23 protein-coding genes are annotated in these 23,560 nt (G+C 53.7%); 8 read left to right on the forward strand and 15 right to left on the reverse strand.

The window, feature by feature from the left end:
• Positions 1–16 precede the first annotated feature (16 nt).
• Positions 17–544, forward strand: coding sequence for a sterol desaturase family protein (locus tag G5574_RS22375; protein ID WP_033742309.1), 528 nt, complete (start codon positions 17–19; stop codon positions 542–544).
• Here G5574_RS22375 and crtB read toward each other — a convergent pair.
• The 6 genes from crtB to G5574_RS22405 all read right to left on the reverse strand — a co-directional run bounded on the left by crtB (position 483) and on the right by G5574_RS22405 (position 7,042).
• Positions 483–1,412: a 15-cis-phytoene synthase CrtB gene (crtB, locus tag G5574_RS22380; protein ID WP_164483342.1), complete on the reverse strand. Its 930-nt coding sequence runs from the start codon at positions 1,410–1,412 to the stop codon at positions 483–485. The two genes, G5574_RS22375 and crtB, sit on opposite strands and share 62 nt — an antisense overlap.
• The gene (locus tag G5574_RS22385; protein ID WP_006122048.1) at positions 1,409–2,887 is read right to left on the reverse strand and encodes a phytoene desaturase; all 1,479 of its coding nucleotides are present in this window, start codon (positions 2,885–2,887) and stop codon (positions 1,409–1,411) included. The genes crtB and G5574_RS22385 overlap by 4 nt, the downstream gene beginning before the upstream one ends.
• A gap of 11 nt (positions 2,888–2,898) precedes the next feature.
• Positions 2,899–4,047, reverse strand: coding sequence for a lycopene beta-cyclase CrtY (crtY, locus tag G5574_RS22390; protein ID WP_006122049.1), 1,149 nt, complete (start codon positions 4,045–4,047; stop codon positions 2,899–2,901).
• Positions 4,031–5,326 (reverse strand): glycosyltransferase, encoded by a 1,296-nt coding sequence (locus G5574_RS22395; RefSeq protein ID WP_033742308.1) that lies wholly within the window; start codon positions 5,324–5,326, stop codon positions 4,031–4,033. The genes crtY and G5574_RS22395 overlap by 17 nt, the downstream gene beginning before the upstream one ends.
• Positions 5,327–5,335: 9 nt before the next feature.
• The gene (locus G5574_RS22400) at positions 5,336–6,247 is read right to left on the reverse strand and encodes a polyprenyl synthetase family protein (RefSeq protein WP_033742307.1); all 912 of its coding nucleotides are present in this window, start codon (positions 6,245–6,247) and stop codon (positions 5,336–5,338) included.
• A gap of 246 nt (positions 6,248–6,493) precedes the next feature.
• Complete coding sequence (locus G5574_RS22405) at positions 6,494–7,042, reverse strand: YtfJ family protein (RefSeq protein ID WP_244964698.1); 549 nt, start codon at positions 7,040–7,042, stop codon at positions 6,494–6,496.
• A 78-nt stretch (positions 7,043–7,120) separates the two neighbouring features.
• Between G5574_RS22405 and G5574_RS22410 the strand changes: the two genes are divergently transcribed.
• Positions 7,121–7,411 carry a hypothetical protein gene (locus G5574_RS22410; RefSeq protein ID WP_375096760.1) on the forward strand — a complete coding sequence of 97 codons (291 nt, stop codon included), beginning with the start codon at positions 7,121–7,123 and terminating at the stop codon, positions 7,409–7,411.
• 60 nt (positions 7,412–7,471) lie between these two features.
• Here the strand turns inward: G5574_RS22410 and G5574_RS22415 are convergent, their stop codons facing one another.
• Positions 7,472–9,199 carry a DUF2534 family protein gene (locus G5574_RS22415; protein WP_058702480.1) on the reverse strand — a complete coding sequence of 576 codons (1,728 nt, stop codon included), beginning with the start codon at positions 9,197–9,199 and terminating at the stop codon, positions 7,472–7,474.
• 67 nt (positions 9,200–9,266) lie between these two features.
• Positions 9,267–9,692, reverse strand: coding sequence for a DUF2946 domain-containing protein (locus G5574_RS22420; RefSeq protein ID WP_133745802.1), 426 nt, complete (start codon positions 9,690–9,692; stop codon positions 9,267–9,269).
• Positions 9,693–9,898: 206 nt separating this feature from the next.
• Between G5574_RS22420 and G5574_RS22425 the strand changes: the two genes are divergently transcribed.
• Positions 9,899–10,840: a D-2-hydroxyacid dehydrogenase gene (locus tag G5574_RS22425; RefSeq protein WP_164483343.1), complete on the forward strand. Its 942-nt coding sequence runs from the start codon at positions 9,899–9,901 to the stop codon at positions 10,838–10,840.
• Between the two features lies 1 nt (position 10,841).
• Here G5574_RS22425 and glsB read toward each other — a convergent pair whose 3' ends face one another.
• A complete protein-coding gene (gene glsB / locus G5574_RS22430) occupies positions 10,842–11,762 on the reverse strand; it encodes a glutaminase B (RefSeq protein ID WP_006122057.1) in 921 nt (306 codons plus the stop codon).
• Between the two features lie 22 nt (positions 11,763–11,784).
• Between glsB and G5574_RS22435 the strand changes: the two genes are divergently transcribed.
• Together G5574_RS22435 and clcA are read left to right on the forward strand one after the other, a co-directional pair.
• On the forward strand, positions 11,785–11,934 hold the full coding sequence (locus G5574_RS22435; RefSeq protein WP_155489655.1) for a hypothetical protein: 150 nt from the start codon (positions 11,785–11,787) through the stop codon (positions 11,932–11,934).
• A gap of 83 nt (positions 11,935–12,017) precedes the next feature.
• Positions 12,018–13,412 carry a H(+)/Cl(-) exchange transporter ClcA gene (gene clcA, locus G5574_RS22440; protein ID WP_033742298.1) on the forward strand — a complete coding sequence of 465 codons (1,395 nt, stop codon included), beginning with the start codon at positions 12,018–12,020 and terminating at the stop codon, positions 13,410–13,412.
• A gap of 172 nt (positions 13,413–13,584) precedes the next feature.
• Here clcA and G5574_RS22445 read toward each other — a convergent pair whose 3' ends face one another.
• Complete coding sequence (locus G5574_RS22445) at positions 13,585–13,758, reverse strand: GhoT/OrtT family toxin (RefSeq protein ID WP_006122059.1); 174 nt, start codon at positions 13,756–13,758, stop codon at positions 13,585–13,587.
• A 342-nt stretch (positions 13,759–14,100) separates the two neighbouring features.
• Here G5574_RS22445 and G5574_RS22450 point away from each other — a divergent pair, with 342 nt between their 5' ends.
• The gene (locus G5574_RS22450; protein WP_054687876.1) at positions 14,101–14,637 is read left to right on the forward strand and encodes a YbhB/YbcL family Raf kinase inhibitor-like protein; all 537 of its coding nucleotides are present in this window, start codon (positions 14,101–14,103) and stop codon (positions 14,635–14,637) included.
• A gap of 58 nt (positions 14,638–14,695) precedes the next feature.
• Here G5574_RS22450 and proP read toward each other — a convergent pair whose 3' ends face one another.
• The 4 genes from proP to G5574_RS22470 all read right to left on the reverse strand — a co-directional run bounded on the left by proP (position 14,696) and on the right by G5574_RS22470 (position 19,897).
• Positions 14,696–16,171, reverse strand: a complete 1,476-nt coding sequence (gene proP, locus G5574_RS22455; RefSeq protein ID WP_054687877.1) for a glycine betaine/L-proline transporter ProP — start codon at positions 16,169–16,171, stop codon at positions 14,696–14,698.
• Positions 16,172–16,503: 332 nt separating this feature from the next.
• Positions 16,504–17,706 (reverse strand): MFS transporter, encoded by a 1,203-nt coding sequence (locus G5574_RS22460; protein ID WP_039339306.1) that lies wholly within the window; start codon positions 17,704–17,706, stop codon positions 16,504–16,506.
• Between the two features lie 218 nt (positions 17,707–17,924).
• The gene (locus G5574_RS22465) at positions 17,925–18,749 is read right to left on the reverse strand and encodes a CDP-diacylglycerol diphosphatase (RefSeq protein WP_058702475.1); all 825 of its coding nucleotides are present in this window, start codon (positions 18,747–18,749) and stop codon (positions 17,925–17,927) included.
• A 245-nt stretch (positions 18,750–18,994) separates the two neighbouring features.
• Positions 18,995–19,897: a LysR family transcriptional regulator gene (locus G5574_RS22470; protein WP_006122064.1), complete on the reverse strand. Its 903-nt coding sequence runs from the start codon at positions 19,895–19,897 to the stop codon at positions 18,995–18,997.
• Positions 19,898–19,996: 99 nt separating this feature from the next.
• Between G5574_RS22470 and G5574_RS22475 the strand changes: the two genes are divergently transcribed.
• On the forward strand, positions 19,997–21,064 hold the full coding sequence (locus tag G5574_RS22475) for an SDR family oxidoreductase (protein ID WP_164483344.1): 1,068 nt from the start codon (positions 19,997–19,999) through the stop codon (positions 21,062–21,064).
• Positions 21,065–21,153: 89 nt separating this feature from the next.
• On the forward strand, positions 21,154–21,807 hold the full coding sequence (locus G5574_RS22480) for an SDR family oxidoreductase (protein ID WP_039339312.1): 654 nt from the start codon (positions 21,154–21,156) through the stop codon (positions 21,805–21,807).
• Between the two features lie 44 nt (positions 21,808–21,851).
• On the opposite strand, the gene fumA is transcribed toward G5574_RS22480, so the two are convergent.
• Entirely contained in the window at positions 21,852–23,498 is a 1,647-nt protein-coding gene (gene fumA, locus G5574_RS22485; protein ID WP_006122067.1) for a class I fumarate hydratase FumA, read from the reverse strand.
• Between the last annotated feature and the right edge of the window lie 62 nt (positions 23,499–23,560).

The following is a 23,560-nucleotide window of genomic DNA, read 5'->3' on the forward strand; positions in this document are numbered from 1 at the left end:
CTGTACTGGAGAGATTATGTTGTGGATTTGGAATGCCCTGATCGTGTTTATCACCGTGGTCGGCATGGAAGTGGTTGCTGCACTGGCACATAAATACATCATGCACGGCTGGGGTTGGGGCTGGCATCTTTCACATCATGAACCGCGTAAAGGCGCATTTGAAGTTAACGATCTCTATGCCGTGGTATTCGCCATTGTGTCGATTGCCCTGATTTACTTCGGCAGTACAGGAATCTGGCCGCTCCAGTGGATTGGTGCAGGCATGACCGCTTATGGTTTACTGTATTTTATGGTCCACGACGGACTGGTACACCAGCGCTGGCCGTTCCGCTACATACCGCGCAAAGGCTACCTGAAACGGTTATACATGGCCCACCGTATGCATCATGCTGTAAGGGGAAAAGAGGGCTGCGTGTCCTTTGGTTTTCTGTACGCGCCACCGTTATCTAAACTTCAGGCGACGCTGAGAGAAAGGCATGCGGCTAGATCGGGCGCTGCCAGAGATGAGCAGGACGGGGTGGATACGTCTTCATCCGGGAAGTAACTGCCTGACCGGATGCCGTCAGCAAAAGCGTTAATTTTTCGGCGGTGGACGTGGACTGGCGATGATCCCAGGCCTGCTTACCGGCCAGTTCAACTTTCACGCCAATTTTACGGTACACCTGCTTCGCTGTCGCGATGGCCCAGGCCGAGCGTAAGGGTAATTGTGCCAGACCGGCCATTGATGAGACGTAATAGGGTTCCGCTTCCCGTACCAGTCGCCCGGCGATACGGCTTAAGGCCTGCCGGTTTTCTGGCGCAGCATAATTCGCTTTCGTCAGTCCTTCCTGTTCCAGCCAGCTTTCAGGCAGATAACAGCGGCCCACCTGAGCATCGTCGACAATATCACGCGCAATGTTGGTCAGCTGGAAAGCCAGCCCGAGATCGCAGGCGCGATCGAGCGTGGCGTTATCGCGAACGCCCATAATTTGCGCCATCATCAGGCCCACAACACCGGCGACGTGATAGCAATAACGCAGCGTATCGTCCAGTGTAAGGTAGCGCGTTTCGCGCACATCCATGGCAAAACCTTCCAGATGGTCGAACGCGTAGGCGGGAGCGATATCATGCGCCATCGCGACCTCCTGAAACGCGGCAAAAGCGGGCTCGTGCATTTGCGAACCGGCGTAGGCCTGACGCGTTTTCATTTCAAGCTGCTGCAGGCGCTGCTCAGGCATCTGCGAAGAGGGCTGGTCGGCATGAAAGCCCAGTGTTTGATCGTCAATGACGTCGTCGCAGTGGCGGCACCATGCGTAAAGCATCAGCACGCTGCGACGGGTTTTGGCGTCGAAAAGCGACGATGCAGTCGCAAAGCTTTTCGAGCCAACCGCCATGGTTTCGACGGCATGATTCAGTAATGACGTATTCGTCAAATCAGGTCCTCCAGCATTAAGCCTGCCGTCGCCTTCGCCGAGCCGATTACGCCGGGAATGCCCGCGCCAGGATGGGTGCCTGCGCCAACCAGATAAAGATTATCAATGTGCTTATCGCGGTTATGTGGTCGGAACCAGGCGCTCTGGGTCAGAATAGGTTCAACCGAGAAGGCCGAACCTTGCCAGGCATTGAGCTCGTCGCGGAAATCGAACGGCGTAAACATACGGTGCGTCACCAACTGGCTTCGCAAGCCAGGCATGTAATGTTGCTCAAGGTAGTCAAAAATACGATCGCGCAGTCGGGGTCCTTCTACCGCCCAGTCGAGGTTCGCCGTGCCTAAGTGTGGAACAGGCGCCAGCACATAATAGCTGCCGCAACCTTCCGGTGCCAGTGACGGATCCGTGACACAAGGTGCGTGTAAATAAAGCGAAAAATCCTCAGCCAGACCATCATGGTTAAAAATTTCGTGAATCAGTTCACGGTAGCGTGGCCCAAAACAGACGGTATGATGGGCGAGTTGATCGTGATGATGGTTGAGACCAAAATAGAGTACAAACAGTGAGTTACTCATACGCTTGGATTGCAGTTTTTTCGCCTGCTTAGCGGCTGCGGGATGCTGAGACAGCAGATCGCGATAGGTATGTACAACATCAGCGTTCGACGCCACCGCGCAGGTTTCAAACCGTCTGCCGTCTTCCAACTGCACGGCCTGAATCTTGTCCCCAACGGTTTCCATATGACTGACCCGGGCGTTAAGCACGACTTCGCCGCCCAGATCCTGAAACAGCTTGATCATGCCATTGACCAGCGCACCGGTGCCACCGCGTGGAAACCAGACGCCCCATTCCCGTTCTAACGCGTGAATCAGCGTATAAATGGACGAGGTTGCAAACGGATTCCCCCCCACTAAGAGCGAGTGAAAAGAAAACGCCTGCCGAAGATGCTCATCCTCAATGTAGCCGGCAACTTTACTGTAAACGCTACGCCACGCCTGCAGCTTTGCCAACTGGGGCGCGGCCCGAAGCATGTCTTTGAACGATAAAAAAGGCACAGTGCCGAGCTTCAGATAGCCCTCATTGAATACGGCACGCGAATAGTCAAGGAACGCTCGATAACCCGCAACATCGCGCGGATTAAACTGCTGTATCTGCGCTTCTAACTGGGCCTGGTCGTTATCGTAATTGAAGACCTTGCCGGACTCCCAGCACAGGCGATAAAACGGCGTGACCGGCAACAGCTCGACGTAATCCTTAAGCTGTTTACCGGCCAGAGCAAACAGTTCTTCAATCGCGCTGGGATCGGTGATAACGGTAGGGCCTGCATCAAAAGTAAAGCCCTGCTCCTGATAAACATAAGCCCGGCCACCCGGCTTGTCGCGCTGCTCAAGCAGCAAAACAGGAATACCTGCGGCCTGTAAACGAATTGCCAGTGCCAGGCCACCAAAGCCCGCACCAATTACCGTAGTTGGTTTCATGTAGTCGCTCTTCAACGATGAGTCGTCATAATTGCCTGCAATGCCGCGAAAACGGGAACGGGCGGCTTGCCGCTCAGAATGCGTAGCCGATCGGTCACGGTGAGTTTTCCCGCATAAAAGCGGGCAATCAAATCCTCGGGTAAGCCATAGAAACGCTGCATCACACGCCAGCGTGACTCGGCCGGTCCGGCTAAAAACAACATGCGATTCAGCATGCGGAAAAACCCCTGTTGCTGCCAACGTTGCTGGGCGAAGTGAGCAATCGTCTGGTGAACAGAGGAAGAGGTAAACACATCCAGCGCGCTGAGACGATCGGCGAGTGCCACCGCGAGCGGTAGGGAGTAGCCGGTTGTCGGATGAAACAGCCCGGCGCGTAATCCGCTACAGGCTTGTGGTTGCTGTTGCCAAAACTGACGATTATCGCCCGTTAACGTAATGGGCAATGCACCCTGTTCTTCCCGCAGCAACGTCTGTAACGGCCAACCCTGTCGCGCAGCATAATCGCGAATGTTCTGACGCGCCCGTTCGGCCTGAAGATTAGCCTTGTCAATGTAGTGTGTGTCTTCGATCAGCAGTGCGGTTGCGGAAAGCGGCAGGGTATAAACAAAGCGGTAGCCATTTTGCTGATCGACCGTCGCATCCATGATAATCGGTGACGATAAACCATGCGGCGCGCTCAGTTGCCACTCCTGACCGATAAATGCCTGGAATCCTACGCGTAGTGCAGAATCAGGCGTGTAACCCCGTCCGTCGATCACTGTACTGGCATGAATAATCCGGCCATCCGCTAACTGGACCGATTCAGCATGAACGGCTGAAACCGCGGTATGCAGCCATAAATGTTGTCCAAACTGTTGCCGGAGTATCCCGGCGAAATGCCGGGAGGTCACGCAGTAGTAGCCACTGTTCACATGGCGACGGCGTTGGGGGAAACGAACCTGGTAGTCGGGCCAGTGATGGACCACAAGCGGCGCTATCCAGCGATGCTGGTTCAGCGTTAAATCCTCTTCGTGAAAGGACCAGGTATGGTTCCCTCCCGCCTCAGGACCCGCCTCAATAAGCAAGATCCGCATATCCGGATGCTGTTGCTGAAGCCGGAGCGCGATAAGGCCGTTAGCCAGACCGGCACCGACCAGAATGAGATCATAGTGCGGTTGCATAATCCTGCCCACTGAGTACTGGCTGACAGGTCCGCATCGCCTGTTCAACAATATCGGCGGCGGCTGGTGTGCCGCCTGCCAGACGCAATGCGGCCTGAATTTTTGTCATACGCTGCGGGTAATCGGTGTTAGTCAGCAGCGATCGAATCTGCCGCGCCAGCGCATGGCTGGTGGTAAACCGAGACGCACGCTTGCCGATGCCATGATAAACAATTCGTGATGCCACGCCAGGTTGATCAAATGCCAGCGGCAGCGCCAGTAGCGGTGTGCGGGAAGCAATAGCATCCAGTACCGTATTCATCCCACCATGTGTGATTGCCAACTGTGCCTGTGAAAGTGCTGCGGATTGATCGGCAAAATCCACAACCTGAATGTCCCCGCCCCGGGCCAGTTCACCTGCCTGCGTGGCTGAGAGGCCGCCACAGTGTGCCAACAGTAACTGCGCATCCACTTCTTCGCAGGCTTTGGCGATGGTCCTGAACAGGCCATAACGATGCCCCTGCAGGGTGCCCAGCGAGGCAAAAATACGGGGTTTGTCCGGGGACGGAAAATAAGAAGTTGATGACCCCGGCCTCCCCTGAGGTTGCCGTAACGGTCCAACCGCATGAAAGCAGTCGGGCAGCGCTTTGCGGGGAAAATCCAGTTCGGGGATCAACTGGCTGATTTGTGCCAGTGGAGAAAAGCAGTGATGCAGTTTTTCACGCGGGGCTAAACCCATTCTGCAGGCATGATGCGCGATCACACGATCGTGACGTCGCATCAGCCAGTCATAAATTTTTTCGCTGGTGGTATAGCGTTCCCGAGCCGCATCGCTGGTGCCGTATTCGAAAGGCATCACCGCCAGAGGCAAACCCGGTTCGCGGTTGAGCGGCAGCGCGCAGGCCACCGAAACAAACGGCAGGCCTGACGCTTCTGCGATTACTGCACCTGCCGGTTCCATTTGATCAACGATCACGCCCTCTATCTGCAACGCATGAAAAGCGGCGGGCAGTTCCCGGCAAAGCATATCGCTGGTACGTGCCATTTCATTGATCAGTCGTAACATCGAGGGTCCGAGCGGGTGCGCGGCCAGGTGCAGCAGGTGCGATAAGGAACCGGGAGGATGCGTTTGCAGTCCGACGGTCTGGAATCCGATATCGCTGCCCGTTACCAGCGCTTTGCAGTCATGTTGCTGAAAAAACGTAACACGATGACCGCGGGCCACTAATTCCTGAGCAAGGTTTTGCAGAGCGCGAACATGGCTGAAAAAGGGCGGTGCGATCACCGCAAAATGGCTCATGCAGCATCCTTAACTGACGGCAGCGAGTTTTTTGTCAAACCAGGCCTGAATAAAAAGTTGGGTGGTGGAATGGCCGTTTTGGCATGCCGCGGAAAGGTGTTCACTGGCCAGGCGCAAATGCTGTCGCAGGCGTTCTTCGACCGCGCCTGAGCCTAATAAATTGACCAGCGTTGATTTACCTGCATCCTGATTGATGTCTTTGCCGGTATCGGTCATGCCATCGGTAAGATCGTCAAGCAACTGAAAGGCCTGGCCGAGATCGAGCGAGAAACGATGCAGGTTCTCACGCGCTTCGCAGGACGCGTTGGCCGCAATGGACGCCATTTGCGTTGAAGCGCAAAACAGCGTGCTGGTTTTAAACTGATTGGTTAGCAGTATGGCATCGGCGCTGCGGGGTTTATCGCCTTCCGAGAGGTCCTTAAACTGGCCCTGAACCAGACCCTGCATGCCAATCGCAGTGGACAGCTCCGACACCGCGCGAGTTTTGGCTATCGGCGTCAGACCTTCAGCCTCGGCAATCACCCCAAACGCTTTGCTGAGTAAAGCGACCGCCGCCAGAATCGCCACATGTTCACCGTACTGCGTGTGAATGGTGGGACGCCCCCGACGCATCTGCGCATCGTCCATGCAGGGCATATCATCCAGAATCAGCGAGGCAGCATGCACCATTTCAACCGCGCAGGCTAAATCCAGTAATCCCCCGTGACTGATCGCACAGCCAAGATCGCGCGCTGTTAATAACAGCAGCATCGGACGAATACGTTTGCCCGGTGCCAGCGTGCCTTCACGCATCGCGGCACCCACACAATCCCGCTCACCCTGAACCGGCAGTAACTGATCAAGGCGGCTATCAATATCAGCCAGCAACTGCTCAGCCGAAATGCCAGTAAGGTGAACGTGTTTTTTTGCGCAGACCGTCATTCGGGCTGTCCTTATTAACGGATACATTTACGACAACGCTAAAACGTGCGATGCCATTTTAAAAGACACTTTAACTGCCAGAGCATCGTTGGCAGGGCTACCCGTTTTTTTACCGTTCGGGTTTTCAGTTTTTATTGGGCTAAACCCATATAATTAATACTAGTTGAGCTTTAAGAAAAGAGGGGAAATTCATCAACCTCCGTCACTGCCCTCTGCCGGACTGGCCTTAATCACCTGGATCGTTCTTCAGCGCGTCAGCACCCGTAATAGCGAAATAATCTGCGAAATGTCATCCGCGCTCAGGGGAGTGTCTTTGGCAAATTGCACATTGCCTTGTGCGTCAAGAACAATTGCCGCCGCCCCGCCCGGTTTAAGCTGCCAGCGATGGCGGGCAAGGCCACTGCTGTCAATGATGAACTGCTGCCACGGCGACGCTTTTTTACTGGCGCGAATGCTGTTAACCACAAAAATACTGCTGCCCGGCAGCGCATCGTCGGTATTAACGATGGTGGTTGTCTGAAAGGTCTTTTCCGGCAGACTGGCCTGCTGAATGGCGCTGATGAGGCCTGCGGACTGCTCTTTAGCCGATAACCGGCCAGCCACATGAATAAGTAAACGGGCTTTTCCTGTAAGTGACTGACTGTTCCAGGTTTGGTAGTGAATTTGACCGTTGCGTAACTGCATTTCACCTTTATCTGCGACAGAAACGGCCGGAACAGGTTTGCCCATCGTAAATGTGTGAGCATCAGACCAACAGGAAACAAGAAAAAGCACCATCAATCCATAACGTTGCACGTGGTCTTCTCATGTTGTATTCAGGAGAACTTCCAGCTTAGCAACTTTCTCCCTCTTTCGTCTGTTTAATGCGTGTATATGACGCAGATCAATAAGAACTGCCCTGAATTGAACAAAAATGCAGCATTAACGACAGGTTGGGAGGTGAACATGCATGCAGAGTTTATGACATTACCCGAAATGGCGACCTATCTGGGTATTTCGCAAACAAGCCTGGTCAGAGCGCTTTGCAATCGTGGGGCGTTATATGGGGTACCATTGCCTGAGGGGCTGGAGCATCTGCCTTTGACGCAGCGTCACTGGTTACGCGAGGATGTGCGGCAGTTTAAACATGCGCTACAACGTGCCCATGTTATCCATCATCACTGAACGGACAAAACGTTATTATGCCTGACAGCACTGTCGCCCGCTTTTAGCGGGCGACATTGTTTATTTACCTTGCTCGTCGCTTTCACCCAGGAAGAAGTACCAGAGCGGAATGGACATTAAGCCTGTAAACACTGTTGTATAAAGCAAAATCATCAAGGCCTGCGTGATATACATCATCGCGGTCCAGTCGCTGAACGGAATATTGTATTGCTCAATTACACCACTCACCATGGCGCGAGCCATCACCGTTCCGACAATAATGGCGAGAATGGCGACACTGCGCAGGAAATAGCGCATCTCTTTACGCTTTACTGCAAAACGGGACTGCACAATCGCCAGCGGCGATTGTTGATCTTCCGGCGTAGCGACCACCTGGCGTACCGCACGCTGCGCTTTACGCCAGCGTTGCAGATCCAGCAGCACAAAGACCACTAAACTGACGCCCATCAGCGGCAACGCATAACCCAGAGCCAGGGCGAGAATCAGGCTTGAGCCCTGAAGATAGCGGGGTAACGCCAGCCAGGCCGCGAGCAGCGTTTGCACTGGATTGGCCTGCGGCAGTGCCGGGCGTCGAATCCACCACATGCGGTAGCCGAGCACGATCATGGCGCACAAACCAAAACCAAAGAACGCGAGAAGCAACTGATTGGGTAAGCCAAACAGCACGCCCATATGCGCATCCACGCCCCAGCGCGTAAGTTTTGCGACCAGCGGGAAACGGGCAAACTCAACGTGATCAACAATGCTGAAGTCATGCGGATTTACGGATACCGAGTCGACCTGCGTCGGCCAGCGACGATCTATCTCACTGACCGTCCAGGCCTGGTCAGGGTTTTTGGGCTGGCGCAGCTCAATTTTGGCAGCGTGTAAACCGGCCAGGCGCGCGGCGTGTTCAACGCTGTCCCAGTCCGCGTCCGGCTGATTGAATACGGCGGGCATACTGGCATGATGACCCGGCATTGAAGTCTCCATCACCATGCCGTCCATGTCGGGATGATGATCGGCGTGGGGATCGGCAGGCGCAGAGGGTGCAGCCCCGTTTAACGCCGTTCTGACCTGCGGTGTCAGCCAGCCAAGATCGCTACGCATTTTATCAATATTGCTCCCGGCCCACTGCGACCAGGTCAATCCCGTAACGGAGAAAAAGATCAACCCCAGAGATAACACCAGGCCCAGCGTAATATGCCAGTATCGTGTCAGTGCAAAACCCGTCTTGCGCGTTTTTACCTGACGCCGGGGCCGGGTACCAGACCACAACACGATCCCGCCCAGCGCCGCTACCCACAACCACGACGCCGCGAGTTCACTGTAGTTGCGGCCAACATCCCCCAGCAGCAGTCCACGATGCATCTGGTCAAGCCACATCCGCAGAGGTAACACGCCGCTGGTGCCGTATACGGTCATATCACCTTTGACGCGAAGCGTATAAGGATCGATGAAAACAGAGCGTGACTCTGAGGGGCCTGACTGTGCATCCGTAAATTGCACGCGAGTGGTGTCATGAGCGCCGGGCGCAGGCCGTACCGCATAAATCCGCGCATCACCAACATATCGCCGCGCCGCAGCAATCTGAGCGGACAGCGGCTGAGCGGCACCCACAGGTTCCGCGGTTAACGCATCTTTATAAATTACGTTTTCTATCTGTGGCGTCAGGACATAAAGCGTGCCGGTTAATGCCGCAATAAAAATAAACGGCGCAATAAACAGGCCAATGTAAAAATGCAAACGGCGCAAAACATTCAGTACCGTGCCGCGCGGCGGCGATGTTATTTCTTGTGAAACACTCATAGCGATTCCATATTTCGAGAATACCGGGCTTTTCTTCTTCGTGGATGACGAAGAAGAAAAGATCACATTAAGCTGAGGCGCGCATTTGCAATGGTGGGGCGCGCTGCCGGTAAACCCGCTTGTGGCGCGGTAACAGAGGGCAAAACGTATCGGGAGTCGGTGGGGCCCGGCTAATTAAACACATTAACCAGATGAACGGAATAAACACCCACAGCATAAAGGGGATATGGACCAGCAGATCGCAATAACCACAGGCACTCATCATCATGCTGTGATCGCCCATGGCCATATCGCTATGGTGATCCCCCATCGGCATGTCGGCCATGATCATATCGTTATGCTGATCCAGCATCGTCATGTCGGACATCGCCATCGCGTCACGATTTTCAGCCAGATTTTTGGATACCATCGGTGCAATGAACAACAGCAGCACCGCCAGTATCGCAAGACAGGCGGTAAAACGTTGTCGATTATAATGGGTGGCGTTAATCATCTGAACGGCGGTAGTCGGGTACACGATAGAGGCGGCAGTGTAACGCGTCAGAGAGTTTAGGGTTAAAAGAAATGCCTTTTTGCCCCAAAAAATTAGCACCTTTTGAACACCTTCACTTAATTAGATATTAAGAATAACTTATCTGTTACTGCTGCCATACATTTGAGCAACATTATTCATCCGCAAAACGTGATAAAGGATACGTCATGAAAATCGTAACGCTTGATGGCGGCACGCTGCCCGTCCCTCCTTCTCAACCTGACTGGTGCAGCGACTGGTGTTTTCGTGAAGAAACGCACGACAATGAGATTATTGAGGCGTTAAAGGGCGCAACGATTGCCATCACTAATAAAGTCCCGCTGCGTGCGGCGACGCTGGCGCACCTTCCTGACCTGCGCTACATCTGCGTCACCGCCACGGGCTTTGATTGCATTGATATTCCGGCGTGTCGGGAACGTGGAATCGTCGTGAGTAATATCCCCGGCTATTCAACGCAAAGCGTTTCAGAATGCGTGATCGCCTTTATTTTTGCGTTGCGTCGCCAGATAGTGGAATACGCGACGCTCACGCGTGAAGTATGGCCTGCCTCTTCTCATTTTTGTTTTCACCGTTCACCCATTCAGGATATTGCGGGGGCAACATTAGGCATTGTGGGAAAAGGAGACATTGGTATCGCCGTGGGCAGGCTGGCACAGGCGCTCGGCATGAAGGTGTGCTTTGCCGAACGCAGGGGCAGCACCAGGGTGCGTGAGGGCTATGTAAGTTTTGACGAGATGCTGGCCGCAAGCGATGTGATTTCGCTGCATTGTCCCCTGAGCGAACAAACCCGGCATCTGATTTACAGTGAAACCCTGAATAAGATGCAACCCCATGCGCTGTTGATCAACACAGCGCGTGGCGGTCTGATTCATGAAGCTGATTTGGCGGAGGCATTGCAACAGGGCACGATAGCCGGAGCGGCACTGGATGTACTGAGCAGTGAGCCGCCGCCAGCCGATCATCCTCTGCTTCAGGCCGATGTGCCGAATCTGCTTGTCACGCCGCATATTGCCTGGGCAAGCAAAAGTGGTATGCACAATTTGTTGCAAGGCATCATGGTCAATCTGGCTGGCTTTGAGCAAAACCGGCCTGTAAATGTTGTCAGCTGAGTCAGAATATTGAGCGGCCCAGCCTGTCAGTCAGGCACTCCAGCGCAGCAGTGCCTGCCAGCGAGTTGCCTGCACTGTCCAGCCCGGGTGACCATACCGCTATACTCATTTCGCCCGGGACCACGGCAATAATACCGCCACCAACGCCCGATTTTGCGGGCATGCCGACACGCCAGGCAAATTCACCCGCCCCATCGTACATGCCACTGGTGATCATCAAGGCATTGATTTGCCGGGCCTGACGGGAGGTGATGAGCGCCGAGCCGTCAAGCGTTTTTCCCTGGTTTGCCAGGTAAATAAAACTGCGGGCCAGTTCAATACAGTTCATGGACAATGAGCAGTAGTGAAAGTAGGTCTGCATCACGTTGGTCACGTCGTTGTCAAAATTGCCAAATGACTTCATTAACCAGGCAATAGCCGCGTTGCGGGCTGAGTGTTCAAACTCTGAACGCGCGACATGACGATCGTACTGAATATCAGGTTGCTGGCTCAGTTGACGGATAATCTCAAGCATACGCTGGCGCGGTGCTGTAAGACGCGTTTCAAGCAAATCACAGATCACCAGCGCGCCGGCGTTAATAAAAGGATTACGCGGTTTTCCCTGTTCAAGTTCAAGCTGAACCAGTGAATTGAACGGCTGACCTGAGGGCTCTTTACCCACGCGTTGCCAGATCTCCGCATCCTCATAGCGCGTCAGTGCAACAGTTAAGGAGAGGACTTTAGAAATCGACTGGATGGAAAAGCGCGTTTCAGCATCACCCGCCTGAAAGACTGTGCCGTCACGCAGACAGACGGCAATACCTAAATGATCGGCAGCCACGTCGGCCAGTGCCGGAATATAATCGGCTACCTTACCGCGATGAATTAAGGGACGAACCTGTTCAAGAACCTCTTCCAGCAAGGCATTACTCAGCGTGGTCACACGTTTCACTCCAGAATAAGCGATGATGGCGCAGGATGATGAGCGCCCTTCAGGCGCAAATCAATGGTTTATGGATAAAATTGCCGTGCACATCCTCAAATCATGTTCTTCGCGGGTGGCGAGCGGCAGAACAGCAGGCGTTGCTGGCGTAGTAAAATCCAGAGATAAATAAAAGCGAGGAATAATGCTGCAAATACGCTAACCTCTCGATTTAATTTGGGTGGTCAGTTTTCAGCAGGATATTTGAGGTCAGGCATGCGCGCTTCTGTTTCAAACCGACACGGGATTTTTCGGCCTCGTCGGCTCCGTCTGTTGCAATATATTATACGTCGAGACAAAACACCGGCCGCGTTGCTGCTGATGGCCGCGCTGGTGGGTGTGCTGACTGGCCTGACCGCGGTGGCGTTTGATAAAGCCGTTGGCTGGGTGATTCATTCGCGGGTCAACTGGCTGAGCCAGCATGAAAATAATGTCTTTCTTCTTGGCTGCTACGCTTTTATTTTTTCCGCCGTGCTGGCCGCGACAGGCTATTTTCTTGTCAGGCGCTTTGCGCCGGAAGCAGGCGGTTCGGGCATTCCTGAAATCGAAGGTGCGCTGGAAGAACTGAGGCCGGTGCGCTGGTGGCGCGTGTTGCCGGTTAAATTCTTTGGCGGACTTGGCGCAATTGGTTCTGGCATGGTGCTGGGTCGTGAAGGCCCGACGGTTCAGATTGGTGGTAACATCGGGCGTATGTGCCTCGATATCTTTCGCATGCGCTCCTCTGAATCCCGCCACACTATTTTGGCTACCGGGGCCGCATCAGGTCTGGCCGCAGCCTTTAATGCACCGCTGGCGGGCATTCTGTTTATCATTGAAGAAATGCGCCTGCAGTTCCGCTTTAGCCTTATCTCCATTAAAGCCGTGTTTGTGGGCGTCAGTACGTCAAGCATCGTTTTTCTTGCGCTGAACGGTAATCAGCCCATTATCAATATTGGTCAGTTAAAAGACGCTCCGATCCAGACGCTCTGGTTATATTTACTGCTGGGGATTTTATTTGGCGGTTGTGGCGTCGCTTTTAATCGCCTGATATTTACCCTTCAGGATCTGTTTCAAAGGCTGCATCAGGGACGGACATCACGCTGGGTCCTGGGTGGGGCGTTATTGGGCGGCTTATGTGGCTTACTGGGGCTGATATTGCCCCAGGGCGTAACCGGCGGGATTACGCTCATCCCCGACTTTACCGCAGGAAACTATACGTCGATTGCCTTACTGTCCTTATTTTTATTGCGGGCGGTCGTCACGCTACTGTGTTTTGCCTCTGGCGCCCCAGGGGGCATTTTCGCCCCCATGCTGACGCTGGGCACCTTACTGGGTACCTGCGTGGGGCAACTGTGCGTTAACCTGTTCCCAGCCTATCATCTTGAAGCCGCGACGTTTGCCGTAGCAGGCATGGGCGCCTTGTTTGCCGCTTCTGTTCGGGCACCGCTCACCGGAATTATTCTGGTACTGGAGATGACCAACAATTATCAGTTGATCCTGCCGATGATTATTACCTGTCTCGGTGCGACACTCTCTGCACAGTATTTCGGCGGTACACCGCTGTATTCAACGATACTGGCACGTACGCTGGCAAAACAACAACCTCAGGAGGAGGGGGCAACGGCGCGGTAAAAGCATCCCGATTACGGCAGGCAGGGCGCGCGCCATCTGTAAAAGGATGGCGTCCGTATGTAAAGCAGACTGCGCGGAACAGGTGCGATATCACGCAGGCTTGTGCAGGGAAACGTCTGGCAGAGAGAAAAGCGATCAGGAAAAGCCAGCCGGCACGGGCAGGAGAAAGGCCTTAAAACAACGCGAACATAAGGGCGACGGGGAAACTCATCGGCCAGGTTGCACCCACCAGAAAGGCACTCAGTAATTTAATGCTGAGTTTGTCGCGGGCGATAAAAAACGTAATGAGCGCGGCAACAAAAGCAACCACGCCGTAGAAAACCAACATGTGTTGATAAAGTGTCATTTGAGCCCTTATCCCTGATTCATGATTTGTTACGATCATGCGGTTTTTTGTGACTTAGATCAAGTATCAGACCTTTTGTGTAAATAAAAAAACAATGCCTTTCTAAGAAGGTAAACCGTAGAGCAGACAAGGTGAGCTGGCGATTTCATGCTGAAATCGTCGAAAGTTCAGGCGATTATGTAACAGCATGCTCGCGCTTACCGTAAGCCTTCAGGCTAATGACAGCCCTCGCTTTCATAGCGCCTCATGCTTCTGCACAGCCAGGCTTTGCGACATATACTGTTTACGGCAACGTGCCTCACGCTTACCTCCTCTCAATACGGTTTCGCACAGGAGTACCCGGTGAATAAACTGATTTCTCTGCTATTAATTTGTTTGAGTCCTGCGGCATTGGCTTTGACGCTGCAGTCAAAAGATTTTAGTGATAATGGCGTGCTGGATAAGAAGTTCGCGGGCGCAGATAAAAGTAAGCCAGCCTGTACCGGGCAGAATGTTTCTCCTGAACTCAACTGGTCCGAAACACCGGCGGGAACAAAAAGCTTTGCCTTGCTGATGACCGATCCTGTTGGCGCAAAAGGGCTCGGGGTTACGCATATGGTGGCATACAATATTGCCGCTGAACGCAGCGCATTTGCTCAGGGCGAACTGACGCAGGGGAAAGGCTATACCGGCGGTAAGAATTCACCGGGTACGGCGCACTATTATGGTCCTTGTCCCCCTGTGGGATCTGGGCTTCATCACTACAACTTTGTGCTTATTGCCACAGACCTGCCGCCGTCTGCGCTCAAAGCCGGTTTAACGCATGATCAACTGCTGAGTAAACTTAAAGGGCATGCGCTGGCTGCTGCAAGCACCGTCGCCCGTTTCGGCAATGACTAACGTGCTATGCGATCAAAAAAACACCCTGCATGTGCAGGGTGTTTTTGGTTAGTTTGCTTTATTTCGCGTCGGCTGGTGAGGGTGGCACTGGTTCTGCGCTTTTATCCAGTTTTCTAATCAGGCTATGCGCTTCAGCTTCAGTTGCCACAGCGGGGGATGAACCGCTTAACGGCTTACGGGCGGTTTCCCTGACCGTCAGAATCGTCAGTAATCCAATCACACCCGCCACCATCATATAGTACGCTGGCATCATGGTATTCTGCGTGGTATCGACCAGCCATGCTGTCAGTAACGGGGTTGTCCCGCCAAACAACGATACAGACAGATTAAAGCCGATGGCGAGCGCACTGTAACGAATATCCGTGGTAAACAGTGCCGGTAATGTCGAGGGCATTGTGCCGCTGAAGCAGGTATGGAGCACGCCCAGAATCAACAGTCCCGCAAATACGGCCCACATATTATGTGTCCCGATCAACATAAAGCAGGGGATGGAGAGCAAAATCAGCCCTACCGCACCGAAACCAATCACCGGGCGGCGCCCAATGCGATCGGTCCAGCGGCCCCACATCAGCGTGAGCGGCATCATCACAAACATGACAACCATGACCAGTAACAGACCGCTCAGTTCAGGTAAACCCAGCACGCCGGTCAGATAGCTGGGCATATATGACGTCAGCATATAGTTCGACACGTTAAATAACAGGACCAGGCCGATACATTTCATCATCGGGACACGATGCTTACTTAGCATCTTAAACAGGCTCAGGCGCGGTTTGCTTTGCTCCAGTTCCTCCTGCTTTTGCATATGCTGTTTGAAGGCCGGCGTTTCTTCCAGTTTCAGACGCACATACAGGCCGAACAAGCCCAACGGTGCGGCGATAAAAAAAGGCACGCGCCAGCCCCACGACATCATCGCCTCGGACGAGATTACCGAAGTCATGACCGTCACCAGACACGCGCCCAGCAGGTAACCGCCAAGCGTTCCAAACTCCAGGAAGCTGCCCATGAAACCGCGACGTTTGTCTGTTGAATATTCTGCGATGAAGGTGGCTGCACCGCCGTATTCGCCACCCGTTGAGAACCCCTGCACCAGGCGGGCGACCAACAAGAGGATGGGTGCCATGATCCCGATAGAGGCATAAGAAGGGATAATGCCGATACAAAATGTGCCAATCGACATCATGATCATCGTTATCGCCAACACCTTCTGGCGTCCAATCCGATCGCCAAGTGGACCAAAGACCATCCCACCCAGTGGACGCACTAAAAAGGCGGCCGCAAAAGTACCAAAGGTGGCGATAAGCTGAATCGCGTTATTGGCATCGGGAAAGAAAACCTTACCGATGATCACCGCCAGATAGCTGTAAACCCCGAAGTCGAACCACTCCATGGCATTGCCTAATGCCGCGGCCCCTACTGCCCGCTTCAGCATGTCATTATCAATAACGGTAATATCATCAACAGTGAGTTTTTTTGGCCTTTTATTCCAGAAATGCTTTTTTGGCCTGGTTGACGATGAATGGTTAGTATCCATATTTTCCTCATACGACTTAAATGGGACGACCTATAGCTTTCGCAGCCAGTCAGCGAGGTTAACGGAAGAGAAGGAAGTGAAAGCTATAAGAGGCCAGTAACTTTAATGATAGAGCGTTCTTAACCGCAGCGTAGAAACATAGTCGATGAATGTCATTTTTTGCAAGTCTCTGGGAAAAAAGACTGTCTTATAAATGAGATAGCAGAAAATGAGTTTTTACTTTTATTTACATTTTGCCATGTTTTCGAAAAGGCACTGAGAGTGACCCGGGAGCCCGTTAAAAGTGGTGCGCGAAGACTCTCTGCCAGCCAGGGCTGGCAGAGAAGGGCACATCAGGCAGGCTTCGCCTCGGGTGTCCGGCCCGAGAACCACCACAACATCAAGGCTACCAGGGCAATGCAGCCTAATGCGCTAAAGGCAATACTGTAAGAGTAACGGGCCACAATCAGGCCTGTCATGGCTGGGCTCATGGACGCCCCAACGCCCTGCATCAGCATTACCACACTTTGGCCAGCGTTCACGTGCCCACTGCCGCGCAACAGCGACACGATATAGCCCGGCACGGCGACGCCCAGTATCCCGGCCGCAATACCGTCCAGGATTTGTACGGGAACCACGAAAAAGGTCTCCGGAAATTCTGCTGCAATAACCGCGCGCAGTGGCATCATTAACAGTGCGGTCATGATTAAACGGCGATAGCCAATGTGATCGACACGTTTAGAGACAAAGATCGCGACAGGGATCATCACTAACTGGGAAATTACGACCGTTGCGGCAGCATACAGGCCGGGATCCACCGTATCAGGTCCGGTTGAGGAGGCCACACGCATGCTCAGCATGGGCAACAGCGCAGCGTTAGCCAGATGGAACAGCAGCAGCGTCAATCCGGCCACCAGCAACGCCGGTTTGCGCGCCAGTATCCACAGGCTGAGCGTAGGTTTATCCGACGATTTATCGTCCAGGCCGCGCGCCACATCATGGTCAATATCGTCTGCACGAATAGCCAGGGTGGCGATAGCCGCAAATACCGCCATGACCATCATCAGGATGAACACCGCACCCAGCCCCCATTTCCAGGCGGCAAAACCTGCAAGGACAGCCGCCAGCGTATTACCCGCATGGTTATAGGCTTCGTTGCGTCCCATCTGACGGTTGAAACCTTTTTGCCCGGTCAGGCCCAGCGTTATACCTGCCACCGTCGGACCGATGAAGGCGGCAGCGATGCCCGCGACGATTTGCGAAATAATCGCCGTCCATGACTGATTGCTGTACCAGAGCAGTAAGGTAGCGACCGTAATCACGACACAACCCGCCAGGATAATAAAGCGTTTGTAACGTGTGGCGTCGGCAACCACACCCGCCGGTAACGTTGAGAGCAGTCCGGCGATACCGCCTGAGGTCATCACCAGGCCTATTTCATCCGGGCTCCAGTGGCGTTCTGTCAAAAAAATGCCTAAAAAGGGCCCAAGGCCGTCTCTGACGTCGGCCAGAAAAAAACTCATCAGGCACAGCGCCTGAAGTGACCGTTGTGACATGTGCTTTTCCCTGTAGCTGATAAGAAGGTGTGGGTAACGACCACATTTCAATGCGTAACGCAATGCATCATGGCAGTAAAAATACTCAGTAACATAACGTTAAAGTTACAAAATGAAAAAATTCACGTTTTGTGTAATTTAGTCTAATGACTGGCTGACTGTGTGAGGGGCTCTGAGGCTGCCAGCGGTCAGGCTTTATGCCATAGCGTGCCATCCCCTTATTGATGCGGCACTGTCTTCATCGTTGCCACTGGGGAGGCCTGCGGAGGGAGCAGTGTTGGGTCGTGCAGAATTTCACAATTTTTATCCAGAAGCGATTCGACGGATGCCCGGTTCCCTTTATCCCAGCCTCGTCGCGTCACCAGCAGGATAAAGCCGTTTTTTCCTGAAAACGTGGCAGGAACAACGGCAATCCCGTATTCCGCCAACTGAGTCGGAGACAGATGAAAATCGCGGGCAACGGATGCAACAGGATAAATGCCCATCACACTGGGCTGCAGGACGCGTCGCGCATAATAAGTGTGCGTTAACAATTTGTCTGGCAGGGGATGCCAGTCATCCAGAATATAAGGGCGTTCAGCCTGTAACTGGCGATAGACATCTTCCCGCAGGCAGGTGAGATGAATATGCAGTTGATTCTGGCTGCGCCCCCAGGCGGAATTGACAGCCATGCCCAGCCTGTCTTCCGGCACCGTTCCGCCATACGCCGCCATTACGCGATAACGCATCAGCCACGCATAACCGAAATAGTCTGTGCGGGTCGTATACGACAATAAGGGGCTTTCGATACCAGATAACAAAAGTGTGGGCACCAGAATAAAATGATACGGATAACGTGGATTTTGAATAACGCTGAAGCCCTGCTGTTCCCCTTTTGCAAGATAGACTTGCTGGCAGGGGGCAGGATAGCCAGTGTACGCGTAGTTCACCCTGCAAACGTCGTTCGTCACCATCCACAACACATCCTGGCGCGCACAGCCTGACAGCGCAAAAGCTATCCCTGCCAGAATACACAGACGGCACAGAAGGGGCAGGAGAGCCATCAGACTGCCGCCGGTGTTAACGTGCCGCGTGGCGCCGTGCTATGTGCATAATCCGAAGTGTTCGCGTTCTGAAATGCCATACCTTATTTGTCCTTACAGGCTTATCCGTTCCACCGGCTACACAATAAATTAGCGCCACGCCACAATAAAGGCCACAGCGTGTGTGACAGAAGATCATCCCGCGCGTGTTTCTGCGCTGGCCGTGCCGAACGCCCATCGGCCGCAGAGGTGAGATCTTTGATCACTTAGCGAATCACCAGCTGTGTCAGTGCGGATAACAAGGCATCTACCTTCGGCAGCAGTTGCTTACGGCGTGGCCAGATGACGCTCAGGGCCAGACCATCAGGCTGTAATTGTGGCAGGATAATCTCCAGTTCGCCTTTAGCTACGGCACTGTTTACCAGCCAGGAGGGCATTTGCGCTATGCCAAGTCCGGCTATGACCGCCTGGAGTTGCGCATCTACATCACCCAATGCCATCCGAAACGGCATATCTCGCCACTGGACATGTCCTTCTTCACGGGGGAATAACCAGGGTTTGGGCGTGTTATCCGCGCGTTCGTAAAGAATGGCCCGATGTTGCATCAGCGCCTGTTCGTCCTGTGGCCGGCCTTCGCGATCCAGCCAGGCTGGCGATGCACAAAACACCATTCTCTCTCGTCCCAGGTAGCGACTACCCATTGAGGCTGGTAAATCGGCGGATCCGCCAATCCTGACCGCGACATCAATACCTTCGTCGAAGAGATCAATAAAACGATCTGAAAAGCTCACTCTGAGCTCAAGCTCGGGATGCTGCTGGCAAAACGGAATCAGCAACGGCATCACATTCAGGCGACCATACGTATGCGGCACAGCGAGTCGCAGGCGTCCTGACGGAATAATACGTTGTGCTGCCAGAACTGACTCAGCTTCAGCAAGCTCCTCCATGATGCGTATGCAGGTTTGGTAATAGGCGTTACCGGCATCGGTGAGCTGCAGCCTGCGTGTTGTGCGCTCCAGCAGGCGCGAGCCCAGCCGCGCTTCCAGCCGACTGACGCTTTTACTGACGGCGGAGCCGGTGACATGCAGACGTGCTGCCGCAGCAGTAAAACTGCCGCTTTCAACACTGGCAACAAAGGGAACAATATCCTTAAGACGTTGATCGTGCATGATTGATGAACTCAGGTTGAGAATGCTGTGAATAATTACCAATAATAGGAATTAAATTCTCTATTACGCTTAGCATTACGCAAAACGAGGAGAATTAACATGCAAAAACAGGCTTTGATTGTCGGAATCAGCGGGGTTATCGGACGAGCGCTGGCTGAAAGGTTAATGAAAGACGGATGGCAGGTCAGCGGATTATCCCGCGGTCGCGGCGCTGTTCCGCAAGGCTGCCACAGTCTGACGGCCGATTTGACCGATCCCGATGCGGTGCGCGCTACCCTGAAAGATACGAAACCCGATGCGGTATTCTTCAGCGTGTGGGCGCGTCAGGACACCGAAAAAGAGAATATCCGCGTCAATGGCGGGATGATCCGTAATGTCATTGAGGCACTCGGCGAGCGCTTACAGGGGGCGCATGTTGCCCTTGTCACCGGACTGAAGCACTATCTGGGGCCGTTCGAGGCTTACGGTAAAGGTGCGGTGCCGGTTACGCCTTTCCGTGAAGAACAAGGTCGTCAGCCCGTTGATAACTTTTATTACGCGCAGGAAGATGAGGTTTTTGCAGGCGCTGACAAGTACGGCTACCGCTGGAGTGTCCATCGTCCCCATACCATCATTGGCTATGCGCTCGGCAATGCCATGAACATGGGGCAGACGCTGGCCGTTTACGCGACCTTGTGTAAAGAAAAAGGCTGGCCGTTTATCTTCCCGGGCTCACCTGAACAGTGGAACGGCGTTGTGGATATGACCGATGCGGATCTCCTGGCTGAACAACTTGAGTGGGCGGCAACCAGTCCAGACGCGGCCAATCAGGATTTTAACGCTGTCAATGGTGATGTGTTCCGCTGGAACTGGATGTGGCCGAAACTGGCTGAATATTTTGGTATTGAAGCCGCTGCTTATCCGGCAAAAATGATGCCGCTCGATGGCCGTATGCAGGACGCTGCCAGCGTATGGCAGGCCATTGCCGGGCGCGAAAACCTGCGCGAGAGCGACGTCACCCGACTGGCGTCATGGTGGCACACTGACGCCGATCTGGGCCGTCCAATGGAAGCCTTTACCGATATGAGTAAAAGCCGTAAAGCGGGGTTTACCGGCTACCGCAGCACGCTGGATTCATTCATCCAGCTGTTCGATAAGCTGAAGCAGGAAAAAATCATCCCGCAGTAACGGGATTCGGCCCTGTCAGCGCAAGGCCATCGCCGCTGCGCTAAGGGTTATACTTGTAGTCTGACTGACGTGAAATAAGGATCAGGACGATGGCAACGTGTTTTATCATTGGCGCGGCGGGAAAAGTGGGCACTCACCTGACGAAACAGCTCTGCGCCAGACAGCATGCGGTCTCGGCGCTGCACCGTAAACCGGAGCAGGCCGAAGCCATCACCGCTGTGGGCGCGACACCGATCATGGGCGATCTTCAAAAACTCAGTGTTGAGACGCTGGCGCAGAAAATGACCGGTCATGAGGTGGTGATTTTCAGCGCAGGGGCGGGTGGTGCTGGCATTGAACTCACCAATGCTATTGATGGTCAGGGTCTGGCGCTGGCGGTTGCTGCAGCAGAGAAGGCGGGGGTTAACCGTTTTTTGCTGGTGTCGGTTTTTCCGGATGCGGCGCGGGGCGAAAAAACGTCTGAAGGCTTCGAGAACTACATGCATGTGAAGCGGCTGGCGGATGTTCGCCTGGTGGAAAGTCAGCTTGACTGGGTAATCCTGCGTCCCGGGACGTTAACGGATACGGCGGGCAGTGGCACCGTACGAGCCGGTTACGCCATCCCCTACGGAGCGGTTCCACGTGAAGACGTTGCCGCCACGCTGGTGGCGCTCGTTGAAACACCGCAACTGAATCACAAAATCATTGAACTGACCGCAGGTGATGAAAGCATCAGTCACGCTCTGCAACGTTTGCAGCGCTAAAAAAAACGGCCCCTGTCAGGGGGCCGTTTTCTGTTACTGCCAGCTTATTTTACACAGCGCGAGCAGTGTTCACGTTCGATATGCTGGAAAAAGTCATTTCCTTTGTCATCGACCAGAATGAAGGCCGGGAAATTTTCTACTTCGATTTTCCAGATTGCTTCCATTCCTAACTCAGCGTATTCCACACACTCCAGGCTCTTGATGCTCTGTTGCGCCAGAACTGCCGCGGGTCCGCCAATACTGCCCAGGTAAAACCCGCCGTGTTTATGACAGGCATCAGTAACCTGCTGGCTGCGGTTGCCTTTTGCCAGCATCACTTTGCTGCCACCATTTGCCTGCAGAAGGTCAACATAGGAATCCATGCGGCCTGCTGTTGTCGGGCCCAGTGAACCCGATGCATAGCCTTCAGGCGTTTTTGCCGGTCCGGCATAGTATACCGGGTGATCCTTGATGTACTGCGGCAGGCCTTCGCCGTTATCAATACGTTCTTTCAATTTCGCATGCGCAATATCGCGGGCCACGATAATGGTGCCGGTCAGGGACAGACGGGTGGACACCGGATACTCAGAAAGCTGTGCAAGAATCTCATTCATTGGGCGATTCAGGTCAATATGCACCACCTCGCCCTCACCCTGTTTGCGCAGCGCTTCAGGAATATAGCGTCCAGGATTGGCTTCCAGCTTCTCAATCCAGATACCGTCGCGGTTGATTTTGGCTTTGATATTGCGGTCAGCGGAGCAGGAGACGCCCATACCGACGGGGCAGGATGCGCCGTGGCGTGGCAGACGGATAACGCGGATATCGTGGGCGAAATATTTTCCGCCAAACTGTGCGCCCAGCCCTAACTGCTGTGCGGCTTCAAGTAATTCCTGTTCCAGCTGAACATCGCGGAATGCCTGGCCATGCTCGTTGCCTTCTGTTGGCAAGCCATCGTAGTAGTGCGTTGACGCCAGCTTCACGGTTTTCAGCGTGCTTTCAGCAGAGGTACCGCCAATGACAAAGGCGATATGGTAAGGCGGACAGGCGGCGGTGCCCAGGGTGCGCATTTTATCGACAAGATAATTCTTCAGCTTACCCGGGCTGAGCAGGGCTTTGGTTTCCTGGTACAGATAGGTTTTGTTGGCTGAACCGCCCCCTTTGGCGATGCAGAGAAATTTGTATTCGTCACCATCCACGCTGTAGAGATCGATCTGGGCGGGCAGGTTAGTCCCGGTGTTGACCTCTTTATACATGTCCAGCGCCGCGTTCTGTGAGTAACGCAGATTGTCTTCGATATAGGTATTGTAAATCCCCTTTGACAGGGCGGCCTCATCACCTCCACCTGTCCACACGCGCTGACCTTTTTTCCCCATAATGATGGCTGTACCGGTGTCCTGGCAGGTTGGCAGCACACCTTTGGCCGCGATTTCTGAATTGCGCAGGAACTGGAGTGCCACATACTTGTCGTTATCGCTGGCTTCAGGATCATCAAGAATAGAGGCCACCTGCTGCTGGTGGGCCGGGCGCAACATAAAGGAAGCATCATGAAAAGCCTGTTGCGCGAGTAAGGTTAACGCCTGAGGTTCTACTTTCAGCACCTCCTGCCCGTCAAATTCAGCAACGGAAACATAGTCAGGGCTGAGCAGGTAGTATTCGGTATCCTCGTGGGTAAGAGGGAAGGGGTTCTGATAATAAAAAGGTTTGTTCGACATGGTATCTCACTTAATGACGTGCTGGCTCCTTTTGAGACAGGCTGACAGGAGCAACATCACAG

It is taken from the genome of Pantoea stewartii (assembly GCF_011044475.1).
Classification (GTDB): domain Bacteria; phylum Pseudomonadota; class Gammaproteobacteria; order Enterobacterales; family Enterobacteriaceae; genus Pantoea; species Pantoea stewartii.